This window comes from Agrobacterium cavarae (genome assembly GCF_004310285.1).
Lineage (GTDB): Bacteria > Pseudomonadota > Alphaproteobacteria > Rhizobiales > Rhizobiaceae > Agrobacterium > Agrobacterium cavarae.
Genome location: NZ_SISF01000020.1, coordinates 38,726 through 54,583, shown reverse-complemented (window position 1 = coordinate 54,583; position 15,858 = coordinate 38,726). Strand labels below are relative to the sequence as shown.

The following is a 15,858-nucleotide window of genomic DNA, read 5'->3' as shown; positions in this document are numbered from 1 at the left end:
CTTATTACTTGTCGGCTGTTGAGAGGCCAGGAAACGGCCGAAGCGTTTTGCTGGCACCGACCTGATCAAGTCCGTGCGGAACCCTTCAGGCGATAGCGATCGAGAGCGACGGCGCCAATAATGACGAGGCCCTTGATGATGAACTGCCAGACGTCGGAGACGCCAGTAAGAATAAGGCCGTTGGAGAGCATGGAGATGATCAGAGCGCCGATCAACGTTCCCCAGATCGTGCCAACACCGCCGACGAAACTCGTGCCGCCCAGTATGACGGCGGCGATAGCATCGAGTTCGTAACCCTGCCCGAGCTGCAAGCCATTGGCCGCCAGCAACCGCGTCGACGACATCACACCACCCAGCCCGGCAAGCATGCCGGAGGTGACGTAGACAAAAAGCAGCACGACCGAGACCTTTATTCCTGACAGACGTGCTGCAACCTCATTGCCGCCGACAGCGTAGATGCGGACCCCAAGCGCCGTGAACCGTAAGATGAACCAAGAGATGAGGATGACGACGAAAGCGATGACGCTGAGCCAGGAAATTCCCATAACGGCATTGCCATTAATGAATGCAAATGGCAGGTCCGGGTTGAAGACGGTCCTGTCTGCCCCGAGAAGTCTCGCCAGGCCGCGCACAGCGGTCAGCGTGCCAAGGGTCACGATGAAAGGGGGCAATTTCGCAAAGGCCACAAGGGCACCGTTTGCAAACCCCAACAGCATACCAAGCACGATGCCTGCCGGCACGCCCAAATATCCGTATCCGTCCGGTAACAGCGATGTCAAAACGGCCACCATCGCTGAGGCTGCGAGAACGGAGCCAACGGATAAATCGATCCCTCCCGTCAAGATGACGAACGTCATTCCCGCTGCGAGAACTGTGTTGATCGACGCCTGTTGCGCTACGATGGAGAGATTCTGGGCAGACAGAAAGCGACCCGATGACCAAGCTTCCGAAAGGCTGCCGCTATCGGCGTAGCCGCTTAAAATCTGAAACAGTACGCCGATCAGCACAAGGATCGGAAGCATTCCCAACGCGTGAAAAGATGATCTTATGCTTGGTCGCCGCCGCATCACGGGGCTACCCTGGCCTGTCTCTAGAGCTGTCATTGTAGTCGTTCCCTATTATTGTCTTTTGTTCGAGCCTGTCGCAATCGCGATGATCGCCTCGGAATCGATGGCAATCCCGGTGCTTCCGCCGACTTCTCCTGCAATTATGCCTTCGCGCATAACGACGATTCGATCACACATACCAACGAGCTCAGGTAACTCGCTGGAAATGACCAACACGCTTGTTCCGCGCGCGGCCAGCGCCTCGATAATTCTGTAGATTTCCGATTTGGCACCGATATCGACGCCTCGGGTCGGCTCGTCTAGGATGAGAACCTTGGGATCGGTCTGCAACAGTCGTGCCAGCAGAACCTTTTGCTGGTTACCGCCCGATAGCGAGCCGACGTTAACCTCAGGGCTGGCCACTGCAATTTTCATATCCAGGATAGCTGCCCGTGTCCTTTCAGCAGCTTTGTCGGCGCTGAGGATCCCCCATCCGTGGCTATCTTCATCGAGCACGCCGATGTTGATGTTCTTTGACACGCTCATGTCAAGGAACAGGCCTTGCGCCTTTCTGTCTTCCGTCAGATAGACGATACCCGCTGCAATCGCGTCCAGGGGACCGCGGATACTCAGCGACCGACCCTCTAGAATGACTTCGCCATCCGTTTTCCTGTCTGCTCCGTAGATAAGGCGCGCCAGCTCAGTTCTGCCAGCACCTACGATACCGGCAAGACCCAGAATTTCGCCCGCATGAAGATCAAGAGAAACACCACGTACCTTACGTCCATCCGACATTCCCTTGACTTCCAAAGTCCTGAGACCCGGCGTGTACGAGACATTCCTGACCTTCTGATAGAAGCTTGAAAGATCGCGGCCCACCATCATCTGGACAAGACGCTCCTCTGAGAGTTCGCACCGTTCGATGGAGCCCACATCGCTGCCGTCTCGAAGAACCGTCACGCGATCGCTTAACTCGTAGATTTCACTCATGCGGTGACTGATATAGATTATCGCAAGACCCTGATCGCGTAGCCGACGAATGAGATGAAAAAGTCGATCGCATTCCGTCGATGACAAGGATGTTGTAGGCTCATCCATGACGAGAATCCGACAGTTCGACAGGAGCGCTTTTGCGATTTCTACCTGCTGTCGTTGCGCGAGCGACAGGCTGGCGACTTTGTCTCCAGTGTCAAAATCAACGGCGAGATCGCGAAGAACGCTTTCGCAGGCCCGTTGCATAGCACCGCGGTTTAAGACGCCCATGACTGACCGTTCACGTCCAAGAAGCATGTTTTCGGCAACGGTCAGGTTTGGCGACAACGCCAGCTCCTGATAGATGATGGATATCCCGAGTGCGCTTGCATGGGCAGGTCCCAAGATCGTCACCGGCTTGCTATCGACCCGGACCTCCCCAGACGAAGCTTTGTGCGCGCCTGAGAGGACTTTCATCAAAGTCGATTTGCCGGCACCGTTCTCACCCATCAGAGCGTGAATTTCTCCTTCATACACATCAAGATTGACGCCGTTCAGCGCATGAAACGCACCAAATCGCTTGGTGATGTTGCGCATCTGCAGCAATGGATTTGATACCGTCCGATGAACACTTTGCGAGGCGCCAGCCGTCATCTCAGCTATCCCTCACGCGACCGCATCTTGTCGGGGCGCGACAAGGCCAGACTGCTCCTGAGAAAGAAACATGCGGTTCCAGGTCGGACTTAAGACGATTTCGTTGACACAAATCCGACTTGGCAGTGAGGCGACCATCAAGACCATGTCTGCAAGATCTTGAGGTTGAAGCATTCGGTCCCGTTCGCTTTGTGGAACAGGGACCGGTCGATTTTCAAGAACAGGTGTCGCCACTTCCCCCGGACAGAGCACGCATGAGCGTATGTTGTTTGAAAACTCTTCCATGTTGATGGCATGGCTCATGGCCACCACCGCATGCTTCGTCGCACTGTATCCCGCACCGGCCAATTTATGGCTGTGGCGTCCAAGCCAAGACGCGGTGTGGATCATCAACCCACCACCCTCGGCTCTAAAGATCGGAAGCACGCTGGTAACGCAGTAGAATGCTGCGGCAAGGTTGGTCGCGAGCAGTATATCGACCCCCGCAGGCTTGAGGTCCGCGGAACTGCGGTCGCGGATATTAATTCCGGCATTGTTGACTAGGATATCGAGCTTGCCAAACTGCTGAACGATCGAGTCGGCGATAGCTTGCACCTGGCTGGCATCGGTGAGATCACCTTGCATGATGACCGACCGACCTCCCGCAACGGCAATCCGCTCCGCAACCGCTTCGAGCGCGTGCATCCGACGTCCGGTCAGAACCACAACGGCTCCCGCCTCGGCAAGCGCAATGGCAGACGCTTCGCCAATGCCACTCCCCGCACCCGTGACCCAGACAATCTTGTTTGACAAATGGCTCATCCTGGGTGTTTCCTCACTGTTGCCTAATTGAGATCGATAGTTTCATTTAAGAAACTCAATGTCAATTAAGAAACATCGTGAAAGTCACATTTCGCTTTGTGAATCGAAAGTGCCTGAACTGCTCCCAGAAATGTCCTTAGGATTGACAAGCGAAATTAATAAAGGTTTCGGATCAGAAAATGACGTCAGAAAAAGCCTCTAACATCAGGACGCCTTCCATCGGCGAGGCATTGCGCGAACGTCGGGGTTATCATGGCTGGACCCTCGCCGATGTGGCTACGAGGACAGGAATCCCCAAATCCACGCTGTCTAAGATCGAGAACGATCTCATCTCGCCCTCATATCAATCAATCCTGCAGCTTTGTGCTGGGTTAGGTATCGAGATTGGTGATCTCGTTTCCGGATCCAACGCGAAGGGAGGAGATCTACGTCGGCTGACAGGCCGCAGAAGTGTCTCTCACGGCAACTCCGGGCTGGTGATGAGCGATGATTATTTCACCTATACATATCTATGCACAGATATCGCTCATAAACGCATTATCCCAATGATGATCGAGGTGAGAGCGCACTCGATAAATGAGGTCGGCGGTCTCTGGAACCACGTCGGCGAGGAGTATATTTATGTGCTCGAAGGCAGTATTGAACTGCAAACAGAGCTGTACGAGCCGACACTCCTGAAACAGGGCGACTCGGCCTACTTCGACAGCACGATGGGACACGCCTATCTCGCAGCAGGAGACAAGCCGGCAAAATTACTTGTTATGTGCTCCAGCGCGACCCCCAACCTGGCACAGACACTCAGAGAGGTTTTAAGCTCCAGACTCGGGAAGAGGTCAAAGAAAAAAGACGAGTGATGGATTAGATCGTCTCTTTTAAGAAATTTTATTTTTCTTATGAGAAACCATTGACAACAAGCCGGTTGATCTGTCCAATCCGGGCATCTCAACTCGAACTTCGGTACCGTCAATGTCAAACGCTAACCTGCTCCTATCTCTGATCAAAGGCGCGACGCTTGTTGATCTCTCGGTTCTCACAGGAGAGAATCAACCGTCCTCGCCGCCGGAAGGTCAGCGTTTCGGCCAGTATATGATGAACCACTACACGTGGCCGCGCGGACAATTTCTTGAATACGTTCAGGTCCATGATGATCACACGGGCACCCATTGCGACGCGCCATGCCACATGATCCCTGCGCCCGATACGGGTCTGCCCCATGCGAACGAATTCGGCAGTGTCACGATCGAGCAGCTCGATCTCAACGAAATGATCGGCCCAGCCGTGGTTGTGGATGTTCGTCCGCTGATCGACACAGTGCCAAAGGGCGAAACGACCCATCTTGCCCAGAGCCCCGCCATCGACAGGGCGTTCCTCGAAGCATGGGAAAAGGAAAATGGCGCGTTCTCCCCGGGAGACATCGTGCTTTTTCGTACGGACTGGTCCGATAAATATTTCAAGCCTTATCCTGAAGGCTTCAAATACGATCGATCACATCCTGCACCAAGCGCCGACGGAATTGAACTTCTTCACGAACGTGGCGTAAAACATATCGGGATTGACGGTCGCGGCATCGGGCTGATGCAGGATGACTACACCCCACACTGGGCTGCGTTAGGCTACGGGATGATTGCAACGGAGAACCTAACGAACCTTGGTAAGTTGCCAACGCGTGGTGCAATCTTTATTTTTCTTCCGCATAAATTTGAAGGCGCAACAGGTGGCATGGGCCGTGCCATCGGCCTCATTAGCCAGTAACAAATAGCTGCAACATTGCTTGACGCGCCGCCTCACCGCGGCGCCAAACATCTCGCCTTCTGCAATCACTTTGGGACAGTTCTTCCTTGCTGCAAGCGCTTGTGCGCAACGAGGGGTCCGGCCAGGGCGTTCGTCCGATCCAGCCCTTGTAAAGGCCCGTTCAGAGGATGAGGCCCGCGAATTTGAGCCGACTCTAACTGCCATAATAATGCCGTGCCAAGATCTTCTTCAATTTTCTGAAGCGAGAGCGGCTCGGCCGCAAGGCTTACCGTCAAGTGATGAAGCTCCGGTAGAGCTCGAGAAGAAGCAGATAATCTAACCCGAGGGTGCCCACGAAACTCGTTGCTATTACACACATCATGATGCCTGGATCAGGCGACGATGAAAAGTCGGTCGGCTAACGCGAAAGCTCGTGCCAAGAAGTGGTGAGTTACATCACCGACGACAATGCGATCAACTGGGCTGCAGAGGGGTCCTGAACAGCATCGTCGTGCCGAGGCCTTTTTACTGATGACGTTGCGTGAGCTTGCTACCGATCTCTCATAACGCCTCGCGTAAGCGGCGCTAGAATACTCAGCTTCAATAACTATTGTGCGCTCTTCTGGATGTGTGGAACGTCGTAGATCTAGAGCGAGGGATCGTCTGTAACTGTATAGCGGGGTTGTGAGGCCAGCCAGTTATCCATGAGCTCGGAATAGGTGCGTCCGATCTCGTTGTAGCTGCCGGCATGATCGATTGCGGCGTAGAGACTACCTCTTGCTCTGCCGCTTATCAAACCATCGGCACCGTGTATTTATAACGAAACTCATGACGTTACTTTGTCGCACCCGGTGAACGTCGGCCTCGGTAACCGGAGAAACGGCGCGGCAGGACGGCGCGAGGGACAAAGCTGTGTATCCTCAATCTCCTCTACATACATCCCGTTGCAGGCCTGCCTGCTGCACTCTAATCCTCATTTTACGGATCCTCGCAGTCTGAAATACCGTCCGCTTGCGAGACTTTACGGAGTAGCGTCGCCACTTTTTCACGCAGTTCAACTAGTAAAGATTGGACCTCCCCTACAACCTTGGCAAGGCTGGGGTCCCTTGAGGTCAAGCCCATGAATTGATCCAATGACTTCGCCTCCATGTAACGTCGCGCATCACCTGCCTAGGAATGGATCTCTTGAGAGGACGCTTCTCCCCGCGCGATACGCCAAAAGAGTGTGATCATCTCTTCATTCGGGTCATGCCCTGCTGCGCGAGCGTTTTCCAGGGCATCATCTCCAAGTTTAACAGGGTTGACAGGAGTTGTTGCACTCATGATGTCGTCCTTTTACCTCACCGGGCATCAGACAGTTGGTGACACTGTATCTGCGACCCGAGGAAACTGCCCCGGTCGCAGATACAAAAATCAAACCGTCAAAACTCGCTCCATCCGTCCTTGCTGGTATCGAGAGCTGCGTTGCGGGAAAAGGCGGATGCGATCTTGCGTCCCAGCATGCGTGCAGGGGAAGCAACGGGTCCGTCGCTGCGAATTGCAGGTCGAACCGCAGCATGGCCATGGTGGTGTGTTTCTCCAAGCTTGAACTGGGTTAAAAGTTCGTTGAGTGAGTTCACCTCACGGGCAAGACTGTGCGTCGCAGCTGTGGTCTCTTCTACCATCGCTGCGTTCTTCTGCGTGTCCTGGTCCATCTGATTGACGGCCGTATTGATCTGGTGAAGTCCGGACGACTGCTCCTGCGCCGATTCTACGATCGACATCACATGCCGGTTGATCTCCTGTACTTCCGACACGATTGTCGTAAGTGCCTTGCCGGTCTCACTCACAAGCTGCACGCCCTGATTCACCTGCACGTTTGACGTAGTAATCAACGCCTTGATCTCTTTCGCCGCATTGGCCGATCGCTGTGCAAGTTCACGCACTTCCTGTGCGACCACGGCAAAACCCTTGCCAGCCTCGCCGGCACGTGCTGCCTCCACACCTGCATTGAGCGCCAGGAGGTTTGTCTGGAAAGCAATCTCATCGATGACACCGATGATATTGGAAACTTCATGGGCCGACTTGGCAATCTGCTCCATGGCGATAACAGCGCGGCGAACGACATCTCCCGACTGTTCAGCACCCTGTTTTGCACGGCTGACCAGATCGCTGGCCTCTTGAGCCCGAATCGTGCTGTTTTTGACGGTAGCGGTGATTTCCTCCAGTGCAGCAGCCGTCTGCTCAACGGCTGCGGCCTGTTGCTCAGTACGTTTAGCGAGATCGTCTGCCGCAGAACGGATTTCATTTGCACCAGCGTCAATGCCTCGGGCGTTTTGGGCCACATCAGTCAGCGCATCCCGCAGCTTTTCTGCCGACGCATTGAAATTAGAACGAACGGTGTCGAGAGACGCAGCGAATGGCTCGTTGATCCGGAAGGACACATCCCCTTCGCTCAGCGCAGATAGGCCCGACGCGAGATTATCGACGGCGAACTGGACGTCAGCTGCCTCTTTGGCCTTCTGCCTCTCTTGCTCGACCCGTTCGCGTTCGCTCATCGATCGATTGGCTTCGGTTTCCTGCTCTAGGCGAAGGCGCTCAACCGCGTTATCCCTGAAGACCCGTACAGCGGCCGCCATCTGTCCAACCTCGTCGCGGCGGTCCATTCCGTATATAACAGAGGTGGTTTCTCCCACGGCCAGCGATGACATACGTTCTCGTAATTTCGCGATCGGAGTAGTGATGCCTTGGGAGATGATCACCAGAGCACCAATTATCCCGAGTAGGAAGACTGCCGCGATCGTGGACAAAGAGACAAGAATAGTAGAGTTGGTCTGATCGGTTAGCTCGTTACTCTTATCGACAATCTCTTGCGTTTTGTCAGAAACGAAATTGCCGATGTCCTTGGATAGGGGCGTAATGAGTGCATCGACCTTGGCCAGTTGAACGGTCGCATCCGCATCGTTGTTTGCTGCTCCGAGTTCGACGGCAATGTTGGCTGCGGCAATCGCAGCCTTTGCGCGAGCGGTGAACTGATCGATTTCCGCGGACGAACCGGGAAGCTCAGCTTTCGCGGTCTCGAACCTACTCAGCACTACTTTGACACTGTTGAGGTAACGCTCTTTTGCCGTAGCGAATCCAGCAGTCGCAGCATCGTATGCCATCATTTGGTAAGCAGCTGCGGAGAGAGTGTTGAGGCTGCCGTTGGCGCTCGAAAGATCGAGTGCCCCGCCATTGTCGTTAGCAATAAAGTTGGAATAGTCAGTGTCGGCAGACTTGTAGAAATACGCCATTACGCTCGGAGCACCAAGTCCGAAAGCGGTGAGTGGAAGAATTACTGCAAGTATCTTGCCGCGAATGCGTACGTGTCGGAGAAAAGACATTGTCAACCTAGAGTGAATAAGAACCGCGCTCTCCCGTGCCAGGCGCTCGGAACCACTAATAATCATCGCACGATTGCGCAGTCCGGCAGCAGTAAACACAAGCTTGGAGATTAGCCGCAGAGAACTTCGTGCTGCTGGACAGGCATGGCCGCATCATGCGGCCCCAAAGATATTTCTGTTTCAATGCCACCGCCGCAAGCTGGGCACGCCTCAAAAGAGGATGGGTTTTGACATTGGTTCACGAGTGGATAATTTATTATAATAATAAATAATTGCTTGCCCGGTTTTACTGAGGTCATCGCTTTCAGCAACCGCGCTCTATGCCTTTGCCACGGAAGCCTTAAGCCGTTTCCGCCGTTCCCGGTAACGATCGCTTGTACGGACGCTACGCTCCCACGGTGATCGCCACCAGGCGCTCGCTGCCGCATGGTGCAGACGCGTAGTTTGCCGCCCTTCGTCCTGTCTGTTTCCCCGCTCTACGATGGCCTCCGGTCTCGCCAATGGGCAAGCAGGCTTCGCCTGTCTGGCCGTCAGAAAAACGGCTTTCACCGATTGCGCGCCAAACCTTCCGTTTTTCAGCCGTCCGGACCCATGACTAGCCCGGCAGACCAACGGGAGCGGGCTTCGCCCACTGCGGGGCTTGCTCTCTCGGATATCGGGAACCGTTGGAGACACCACCATGAAACTTGTCTGTGAAGCTCTCAGCCTGACCGCCTTTGCCGCCTGACCCCGTAGCTTTGGGAGCCTTCGCCATGACCAATCAGAACACACATGCCGTTCGGCAGTGACACGGTCGCAGCGATCTAAAAAAAGCATGCACAGGACGCTGCCATCCTTTCCGAATGGCGCACGGTCTCGATATCGACCGACTTCGTCGGTGAATAATGTCCTCCCGTAAAACTCTCGTGCGACAGGGGCGGCTTTTCGGCCTCCTACGCCTTGAAAGGAATCGAACGGTCGACCCTCTGAATGCATGCCGGCTGAAATCCAAAAATTCCGGAACCAACAAAAGCCTAACACCTTGATGGAACATGAGCCGCGAACCTGCATTTTTCGAGCCTCGACTCCTAACTTTCGGAATGCTTCATTGTCTATAAGAGGACTGAGGTTGGCATACGAGTGGGACGAAGGCCGTGCAGAAACTACGCTGATGAAACTAGTATCGGTGTGGCATTCAGAGCGTCCGCGCTAAGCATTATTGTAGGCTTTTGACCGCATCTCCTTTTTAGACATACGCAAAACACCGCGATGCAGGGTAACCGGTGTTCCCATCCCGCATTGTTCCCACCGGCCTGACCTGTGATTGGCTTTCCACGGATGGAGAACGGAAATTTCTCGACAGAGAGTACGTTGGAGTGGAAGCCTTAACGTGAGGTAGACTAATATTGGCCTGATGAGGTCAAGGCGAAGATCGTTTGCGAAAGCTTGAGCTTGGCACGACGGTCAATGACTTTGCGCAGTGCTATGGATTGCGAGCGAACAGCCTTCCGACTTGGCGGACGATGGCACGGCATGGCAAGCTGGTTTTGCCAACACCGGAGGATGCGGTGTGGATTTCCACGCGGGTACGTCGGGCGCTCGCTGAACGCTCCAACATAACCGATGTTTCCATCGCAATCGGCGTGACCTCTACCCATTGCGTGTTGAAGTTTCTCTTCGTTATAGATGTTCTTGCGATTGCCACCTGCTCGGTGAAGGAATGGCCAAGAAAACGATGGCGGATACCGTCCGTGGTCAAAGCCCTGAGGCGCGTGTCGCTGCCCGACAACAACGCTCGGCGGCGATAATACGAGACCTCTTCACTCTGTGGCAGGCGACTTTGCCGCGCGTATCAGGCAAATCCAAACTCGCCGAAGCTCTTCGGTACTCGATAAAGCGTCGTGATATATTCGAACGCTTCCTGACGGACGGCCGTGTCGAGATGACTCCAACATAGTCGAGCGAGCGATCAGACCGCAGGCGATCACAAGAAAAACAGTCTCTTCGCTGGCAGTGACCGCGGCAGAACATGGGAAACAATCGCGACGCTGTTGCAGACTGCAAAGATGAATTCCGCCGATCCCCAGGCATGGCTGAAGCGACGCTCGCCCACCCTTATGCCGTCGAGCTCAAGGCCTGAACGGCCTAAGCTTGGCGATTGCGATAGAATAGAAGTATAGCTTTCTTCTTTGCGGCTGAAGCAGTCCCACCGCCCCAATCCCCCTCCCCGTCATCTCCCTGAGGCGGAGCTCCAAACAATCCGCCGCGTCGCTCGCGGGGTCACCTCCAGCATCCTGCTCTGACCCCTCTCTCCCACGAGCATTAAACCGGTCTTGATGCTTCAGGCCACAGCTTGCAGCACCGGCGCGATTTTCATCAAAAATCCGGTGCGGCCCATCGGGTGGCTCCGGTAGTCCTTGTCTCCTCTCTCCAGCTGTTCCGCCCGAGGTCGGGAGCATGAGGAAATCATGCCGTCCCTTCAATTAAGGCAAGAAGTGACCGCGGACACCAAGGATGTCCATGAACTTGACCAGATGCCTTTCCGCCGCCAGTCCAATGTGCCGCTGGAAAATCGCTGTAGTTCGGTGACGGTCTTCCGCCCCCGAATGATTTATGTTCGTCACTGAGATGTAACAAAAGAATTATACTGGTGATCCCGTGTCGTTGGGTTCTGAAGCCTCGAAACCAAACATCTGGGAGATCCAGTATGACAGAGCGTTGTCCATTGTCGTCTATCGGCGAAGTGGCAGAGTCCGCGAAGGCTTCGAACGATCCCGTAGAATACCCTACCGATCGCCTCTCACCTTTTGATCCACCTCCAGTCTTGTCGCAAATTGCCACCGACTCCGGTCCGATATGCCGGCTAGTCTATCCAGATGGGCACGTCGGCTGGCTTGTTACTGGTGCGGACGTTGCCCGAGATATTCTAAGCGACGATCGCTTCAGCGCGCGCTCGGAGCTCAAAAGGGCGCCAGTCCTCAGACCAAGCGCCGCGCCCTTCATTGGCAAGCCAGCACTTCCCGGATGGTTCGTTGATATGGACCGCCCCGAGCACACTCGCATTAGGCGAACTGTGTCCGAACGGCTTAGCTTGCGAAGTATACGTAAGATGACGCCTCGAATCGAGGCAATCATAAATCTGCAGCTGGATCTCATGGCCAAACGCGAAACCCCTGTCGATCTTATCAGTGCTTTCGCCCTGCCAGTTCCAACGCTGGTCATTTGTGAACTGCTTGGTGTGCCGTACGAACGCCACACGGAATTCCAGAAGGCAAGCCGGTCTTTGTTTAGCTTGACCGCAAGTGCGGCTGAGGCGGCCGACGCCATGCACCAACTCGAGGGTCTTATTCGCGAGATCCTCAAGACGAAACGCCATTCCGGCGCCGATGACCTTCTAGGCCAGATGGCTCACGACCATAACCTGTCCGAAGACGAAGCAGTCGGTTTGTCTGTCCTTTTGCTGACAGCAGGACACGAGACCGTCGCGGGAACTATCGGGCTTAGCGCGTTCTTCGCAATACAACGGCCGGATGTGCGAAAAGTGTTTACGTCTCAGCCTGACTCAATTAGCGGAGTTGTGGAGGAGCTTCTTCGTTACTTGACGATCTTCCATCATGGGGTGCCTCGCACTGCACTCGAACAGCTCGTAATCCGCGATCATCTGATCCAAGTCGGGGATAGTGTGACTGTTGCTTTGCCGGCGGTTAACAGAGATCCCGCTTCCTTTGACAAACCACACCTATTCGATCTTCAGCGGTCGCCCAACAAGCATCTCGCATTCGGTTATGGAATACACCAATGTAGCGGTCAACATCTGGCCCGGCTTGAGCTTCAAATTGCTCTAGCAAAGCTGTTCCAGCGGTTTCCAACGCTTCGGCTCACAGTAGCCGAGCCAGAAGTCCCTTTGAGTCATGCCGGCTTTCACGGTGTCGAAACCCTCCCAGTCACCTGGTGATCTGAACTAATAAGGTTTGAATCTTTGAAGATACTAATTGCAAACGGTTTCAGCGACAATCTGCGAGCTAGCGAAGATTGGCCCGGCTGGTGGGTTCAGCGTGTAATATGGTTTGCTAGCGACGGTGACATCCTGATTTTGCCGTCGGCCGCCGACCGAAGCTTCATGGACTATGCAACTAAGCTCATCGGTGTGGATCTAGAATCCCTTTCTATATTGATATTACCACCCCAGGTTGTAGGGGACCGGAGAGTTCCTTTCGTCGAACGTTTGACCAATGCGGATTTCAAAGTTGCATTATCGACCGCGATGGCGGGCCGGAACGTCCACGAAATCTTTGCTCTGTGGCCCGATGCGGCCCTGGCGGACTTCGCTAGATCAATCGACGCGAGCGATGCGATGCCTGGACTAAGCTTCCTTTCGCAAGATGGCGGACGCCTGGTCAACAGCAAGTCAGTATTCCGAGCGATCGCCGCCGGATTGCGGGTTCCTATACCTGACGGCGCGGTCTGCCAAAGCCACCAGGAACTACACAAGGCCATCAAGAGCCTTTTTGATATTTCGGATACCGTCATTGTCAAGCAGGATTACATGACGGGCGGTGCAGGAAACGTTATTTTTACTTCGGGACAAACATTCGATCCCGTCGGTGCTCGCGCTGTTGTCCAAACGCCGACCGACTATTCGGTTGCTGAGTATGTAGAGGCACATTGGGAGGAGCTGTGCGGCCGCCGCGGCGATCGGGTGGTCGTAGAGAGATACCATCGAGATAGTCGCGCTGCATTCGCCGAGTTTTCCATCCAGGAGGGATCGGTAACCTTGGGAGGTACCGGCGAGTTGCTCTCTGCGCCGTTTGCCTGCGCACAGGTGATGCCTCCTGTCGGCTTCGAGGGAGATGCCATGGCTTTGATAGAGTCGAACGGCATGCGCCTCGCCGAATGCATGGCAACGCTTGGCTTTCGAGGACGTCTGAGTGCAGATGCAATTGTGACCCCGCAGGGGGAAGTATTTTTCACTGAATATAACGGACGCGTCACCGGCTCCACCCATATCTACGCCATCATCGGTGATCGCATAATAGGAAGCGGATTTGGCCACGATCGCATCATACTTGAGCGGATATGGCCGGACGGCTGGAGAGTAGGATCCTTTGGGGCCGCCCGCGATAGCGTGTTCGAAGCAGGCTTGGCCTTCGACCCAAACACCCGGACCGGCGTTGTATTCACGAATGCTTACAATGCCCAGTCGCAAGGCGTGATGTACTGCATAGCTGCCCCGGATATTCTGTCCGCTCGACAAATTGAACGCCATTTGGCGGAATTGTTCGCTGTCGATACCAACGCACGTCTGCCGCCGCTTCCCATCGAAGGATTCGAGTGAATACGAAGCAGTGGTTACCTAAGCTAAGGCATGGTCCCGAAACAATACTTCAGGGCATATGCACTGTCGCTGGAACTTCAATCCCAACTGGAAAGATGAATTGTGGCCAACGTAACCGACGATCGGATATTTGATCGATTCCAGCTCATAGTAAATGGACCTGCGCTATTCAACGCGATAGTCGCCGGTTATGAGTTGAACGTATTCGGAAACCTTTCCCTCACCGGCGGTCTAGATTTGGAAGCGTTGGTAGAGCGCATCGGGATCCCAAGACCTCAGCTTCGCGCCCTGATGTTCGCGCTTTGCTCTACCGAGTTGATTAGCCGGCGCGACGGCATCTATAGAAATTCCGACTTGGCAGAAGCTTTCTTCGTTCTCGACGGCCCTGAGAGTTGGAAACACATCCTAAGCGGTTGGCAACGGATTTATTACCCCGCCTTTCAGCACTTAACGGCGTCGATGCGAGAAGGTCGCAACGTCGCCTTAGATCTTCTCCCCGGTGAGGGAGAGACGCTTTATCAACGCCTCGCGGTTGATCCGGAACTGGAAGGGATCTTACACAGAGCCATGTCGGCATTCACCCTACAGTCGATGGGAGGATTGCTCGATAACGTAGATTTGGCTGCGACCCGGCACCTGCTTGACGTGGGAGGAGGAGACGGTACTACGGCGATGGCGTTGGTCCGTCATAATACCCATCTACGCATCACAATCCTAGATGTTCCCACGGTGGCCGCACTAGCGAACGGCGAAACATCCGAAGCCACGCGTATCTGTATCGTACCTGGCGATTTTTTCGAGGCGTCATTTCCAGCTGATGTCGACGGGGTTCTCTTCAGCCACGTCCTAGAGATCTTCGATGAACATCAGATTCGGACGTTGCTGAAGAAGGCCTTCGATGTTCTTCCTTCAGGCGGAAAGGTGATGATCTACGGATTTTTGTCATCCGAAGACGAGACCTCTGGTGTGTTCGGAGCTCGGCTTGCATTGTATCTGAATGTTTTGGCTTCTGGACGTGGGATGGCCTATTCGGCACATGACTACGAGTCGGCTATGCGCGACGTAGGGTTTCTCAATGTCAGCACCATAACCGACCTGCCTTATGAACATGGGCTCACGACCGGCCATCGTCCATGAACGATACCGATCCATTTGCGTATGTCGGGCGAAGTCGGTCGAGCGACGATATCGTGACTCAGCAATCGGTCGACCGGTTCGTCGCGACCCTCTCGGAATATGTCGCAGCTGTAGATCCTCGAACCGCACCTCTTGGATACCATTGGTGTATCGGAAATGACATATTGACGCAGGACGAACTAACGGAGGACGGGAGTACCCCCGGACTGTTAGGACCGACACGACGCGATCTGCCGCACAGGGTCTGGGCAGGCGGGAATATCGAGTTCTATTCGCCAATCCCTATCGGGGCTACGGTCAGACGGGACGAAAGGGTCTTGACGGTGAATACAAAGGCGGGTCGCAGAGGCCCGATTTGCCTCATCAATCTCAAAGTCGAGTACAAGACCGAGGAGAGACTTTGCATTGAGGAATGGAGAACATTGGCGTTGATAGATCGCCAGTCCCATCAGGGTGCCTCAGCCGAAGAGCCGAAGCCGGCACCCGGCCTCGTTTCAGCCAGCATTCGTTTCGATCCCGACCCGGTGCTCCTGTTTAGGTACTCCGCATTGACTTTCAATTCGCATCGGATCCATTTCGACAGACGCTATTCATCCTCGGTGGAGAAGGTAGACGGCCTAGTCGTGCAGGGTCCCCTGCAGGCTACGGTACTGCTGAACATCGGCGCGAAGGCGAACAGCGGGGGTCCAAGGCGTTTCGAATATCGGAACCTGCGTGTTTTAACCGACCATCCCGGTTCCCGTATCGACATGGTGCAGAAAGTTGGAAGCACTGTGACTACCGCGATCTACGACCACCAAGGTATGGCGACGACGATAGCTAGTGCTGATCAGGGATGACG

Annotated in this window: 11 protein-coding genes and 1 pseudogene; 8 read left to right on the top strand and 4 right to left on the bottom strand. The window is 54.6% G+C overall.

Going from position 1 to position 15,858, the window contains the following annotated elements; genetic code table 11:
• Positions 1-65 precede the first annotated feature (65 nt).
• Genes EYC79_RS02050 through EYC79_RS02040 form a run of 3 tightly spaced genes read right to left on the bottom strand, consistent with a single transcriptional unit; the run spans position 66 to position 3,473 of the window.
• The gene (locus tag EYC79_RS02050; RefSeq protein WP_130977025.1) at positions 66-1,103 is read right to left on the bottom strand and encodes an ABC transporter permease subunit; all 1,038 of its coding nucleotides are present in this window, start codon (positions 1,101-1,103) and stop codon (positions 66-68) included.
• A gap of 15 nt (positions 1,104-1,118) precedes the next feature.
• Positions 1,119-2,672: a sugar ABC transporter ATP-binding protein gene (locus tag EYC79_RS02045; protein ID WP_111850966.1), complete on the bottom strand. Its 1,554-nt coding sequence runs from the start codon at positions 2,670-2,672 to the stop codon at positions 1,119-1,121.
• A gap of 12 nt (positions 2,673-2,684) precedes the next feature.
• Positions 2,685-3,473: an SDR family oxidoreductase gene (locus EYC79_RS02040; protein WP_111850967.1), complete on the bottom strand. Its 789-nt coding sequence runs from the start codon at positions 3,471-3,473 to the stop codon at positions 2,685-2,687.
• 179 nt (positions 3,474-3,652) lie between these two features.
• Between EYC79_RS02040 and EYC79_RS02035 the strand changes: the two genes are divergently transcribed.
• Together EYC79_RS02035 and EYC79_RS02030 are read left to right on the top strand one after the other, a co-directional pair.
• The gene (locus tag EYC79_RS02035; protein WP_111850968.1) at positions 3,653-4,327 is read left to right on the top strand and encodes a helix-turn-helix domain-containing protein; all 675 of its coding nucleotides are present in this window, start codon (positions 3,653-3,655) and stop codon (positions 4,325-4,327) included.
• Between the two features lie 112 nt (positions 4,328-4,439).
• Positions 4,440-5,225 (top strand): cyclase family protein, encoded by a 786-nt coding sequence (locus tag EYC79_RS02030; RefSeq protein ID WP_111850969.1) that lies wholly within the window; start codon positions 4,440-4,442, stop codon positions 5,223-5,225.
• A gap of 1,400 nt (positions 5,226-6,625) precedes the next feature.
• On the opposite strand, the gene EYC79_RS02025 is transcribed toward EYC79_RS02030, so the two are convergent.
• Complete coding sequence (locus tag EYC79_RS02025; protein ID WP_111850970.1) at positions 6,626-8,566, bottom strand: methyl-accepting chemotaxis protein; 1,941 nt, start codon at positions 8,564-8,566, stop codon at positions 6,626-6,628.
• A 1,415-nt stretch (positions 8,567-9,981) separates the two neighbouring features.
• Between EYC79_RS02025 and EYC79_RS23375 the strand changes: the two genes are divergently transcribed.
• The 6 genes and pseudogenes from EYC79_RS23375 (at position 9,982) to EYC79_RS24005 (ending at position 15,856) form a co-directional block, all read left to right on the top strand.
• Entirely contained in the window at positions 9,982-10,353 is a 372-nt protein-coding gene (locus EYC79_RS23375; RefSeq protein ID WP_162694030.1) for a hypothetical protein, read from the top strand.
• A pseudogene (locus EYC79_RS02015) lies at positions 10,290-10,641 on the top strand (IS66 family transposase); the annotation flags it as partial. The gene EYC79_RS23375 and the pseudogene EYC79_RS02015, both read left to right, overlap by 64 nt.
• Before the next feature lie 1,013 nt (positions 10,642-11,654).
• Complete coding sequence (locus EYC79_RS02010; RefSeq protein ID WP_205654293.1) at positions 11,655-12,500, top strand: cytochrome P450; 846 nt, start codon at positions 11,655-11,657, stop codon at positions 12,498-12,500.
• Positions 12,501-12,524: 24 nt separating this feature from the next.
• Complete coding sequence (locus tag EYC79_RS02005; RefSeq protein WP_111850972.1) at positions 12,525-13,880, top strand: preATP grasp domain-containing protein; 1,356 nt, start codon at positions 12,525-12,527, stop codon at positions 13,878-13,880.
• A gap of 102 nt (positions 13,881-13,982) precedes the next feature.
• Positions 13,983-15,017: a methyltransferase gene (locus EYC79_RS02000; protein WP_205654291.1), complete on the top strand. Its 1,035-nt coding sequence runs from the start codon at positions 13,983-13,985 to the stop codon at positions 15,015-15,017.
• Positions 15,014-15,856 (top strand): FAS1-like dehydratase domain-containing protein, encoded by an 843-nt coding sequence (locus EYC79_RS24005; protein WP_111850974.1) that lies wholly within the window; start codon positions 15,014-15,016, stop codon positions 15,854-15,856. The genes EYC79_RS02000 and EYC79_RS24005 overlap by 4 nt, the downstream gene beginning before the upstream one ends.
• Positions 15,857-15,858: the final 2 nt, after the last annotated feature.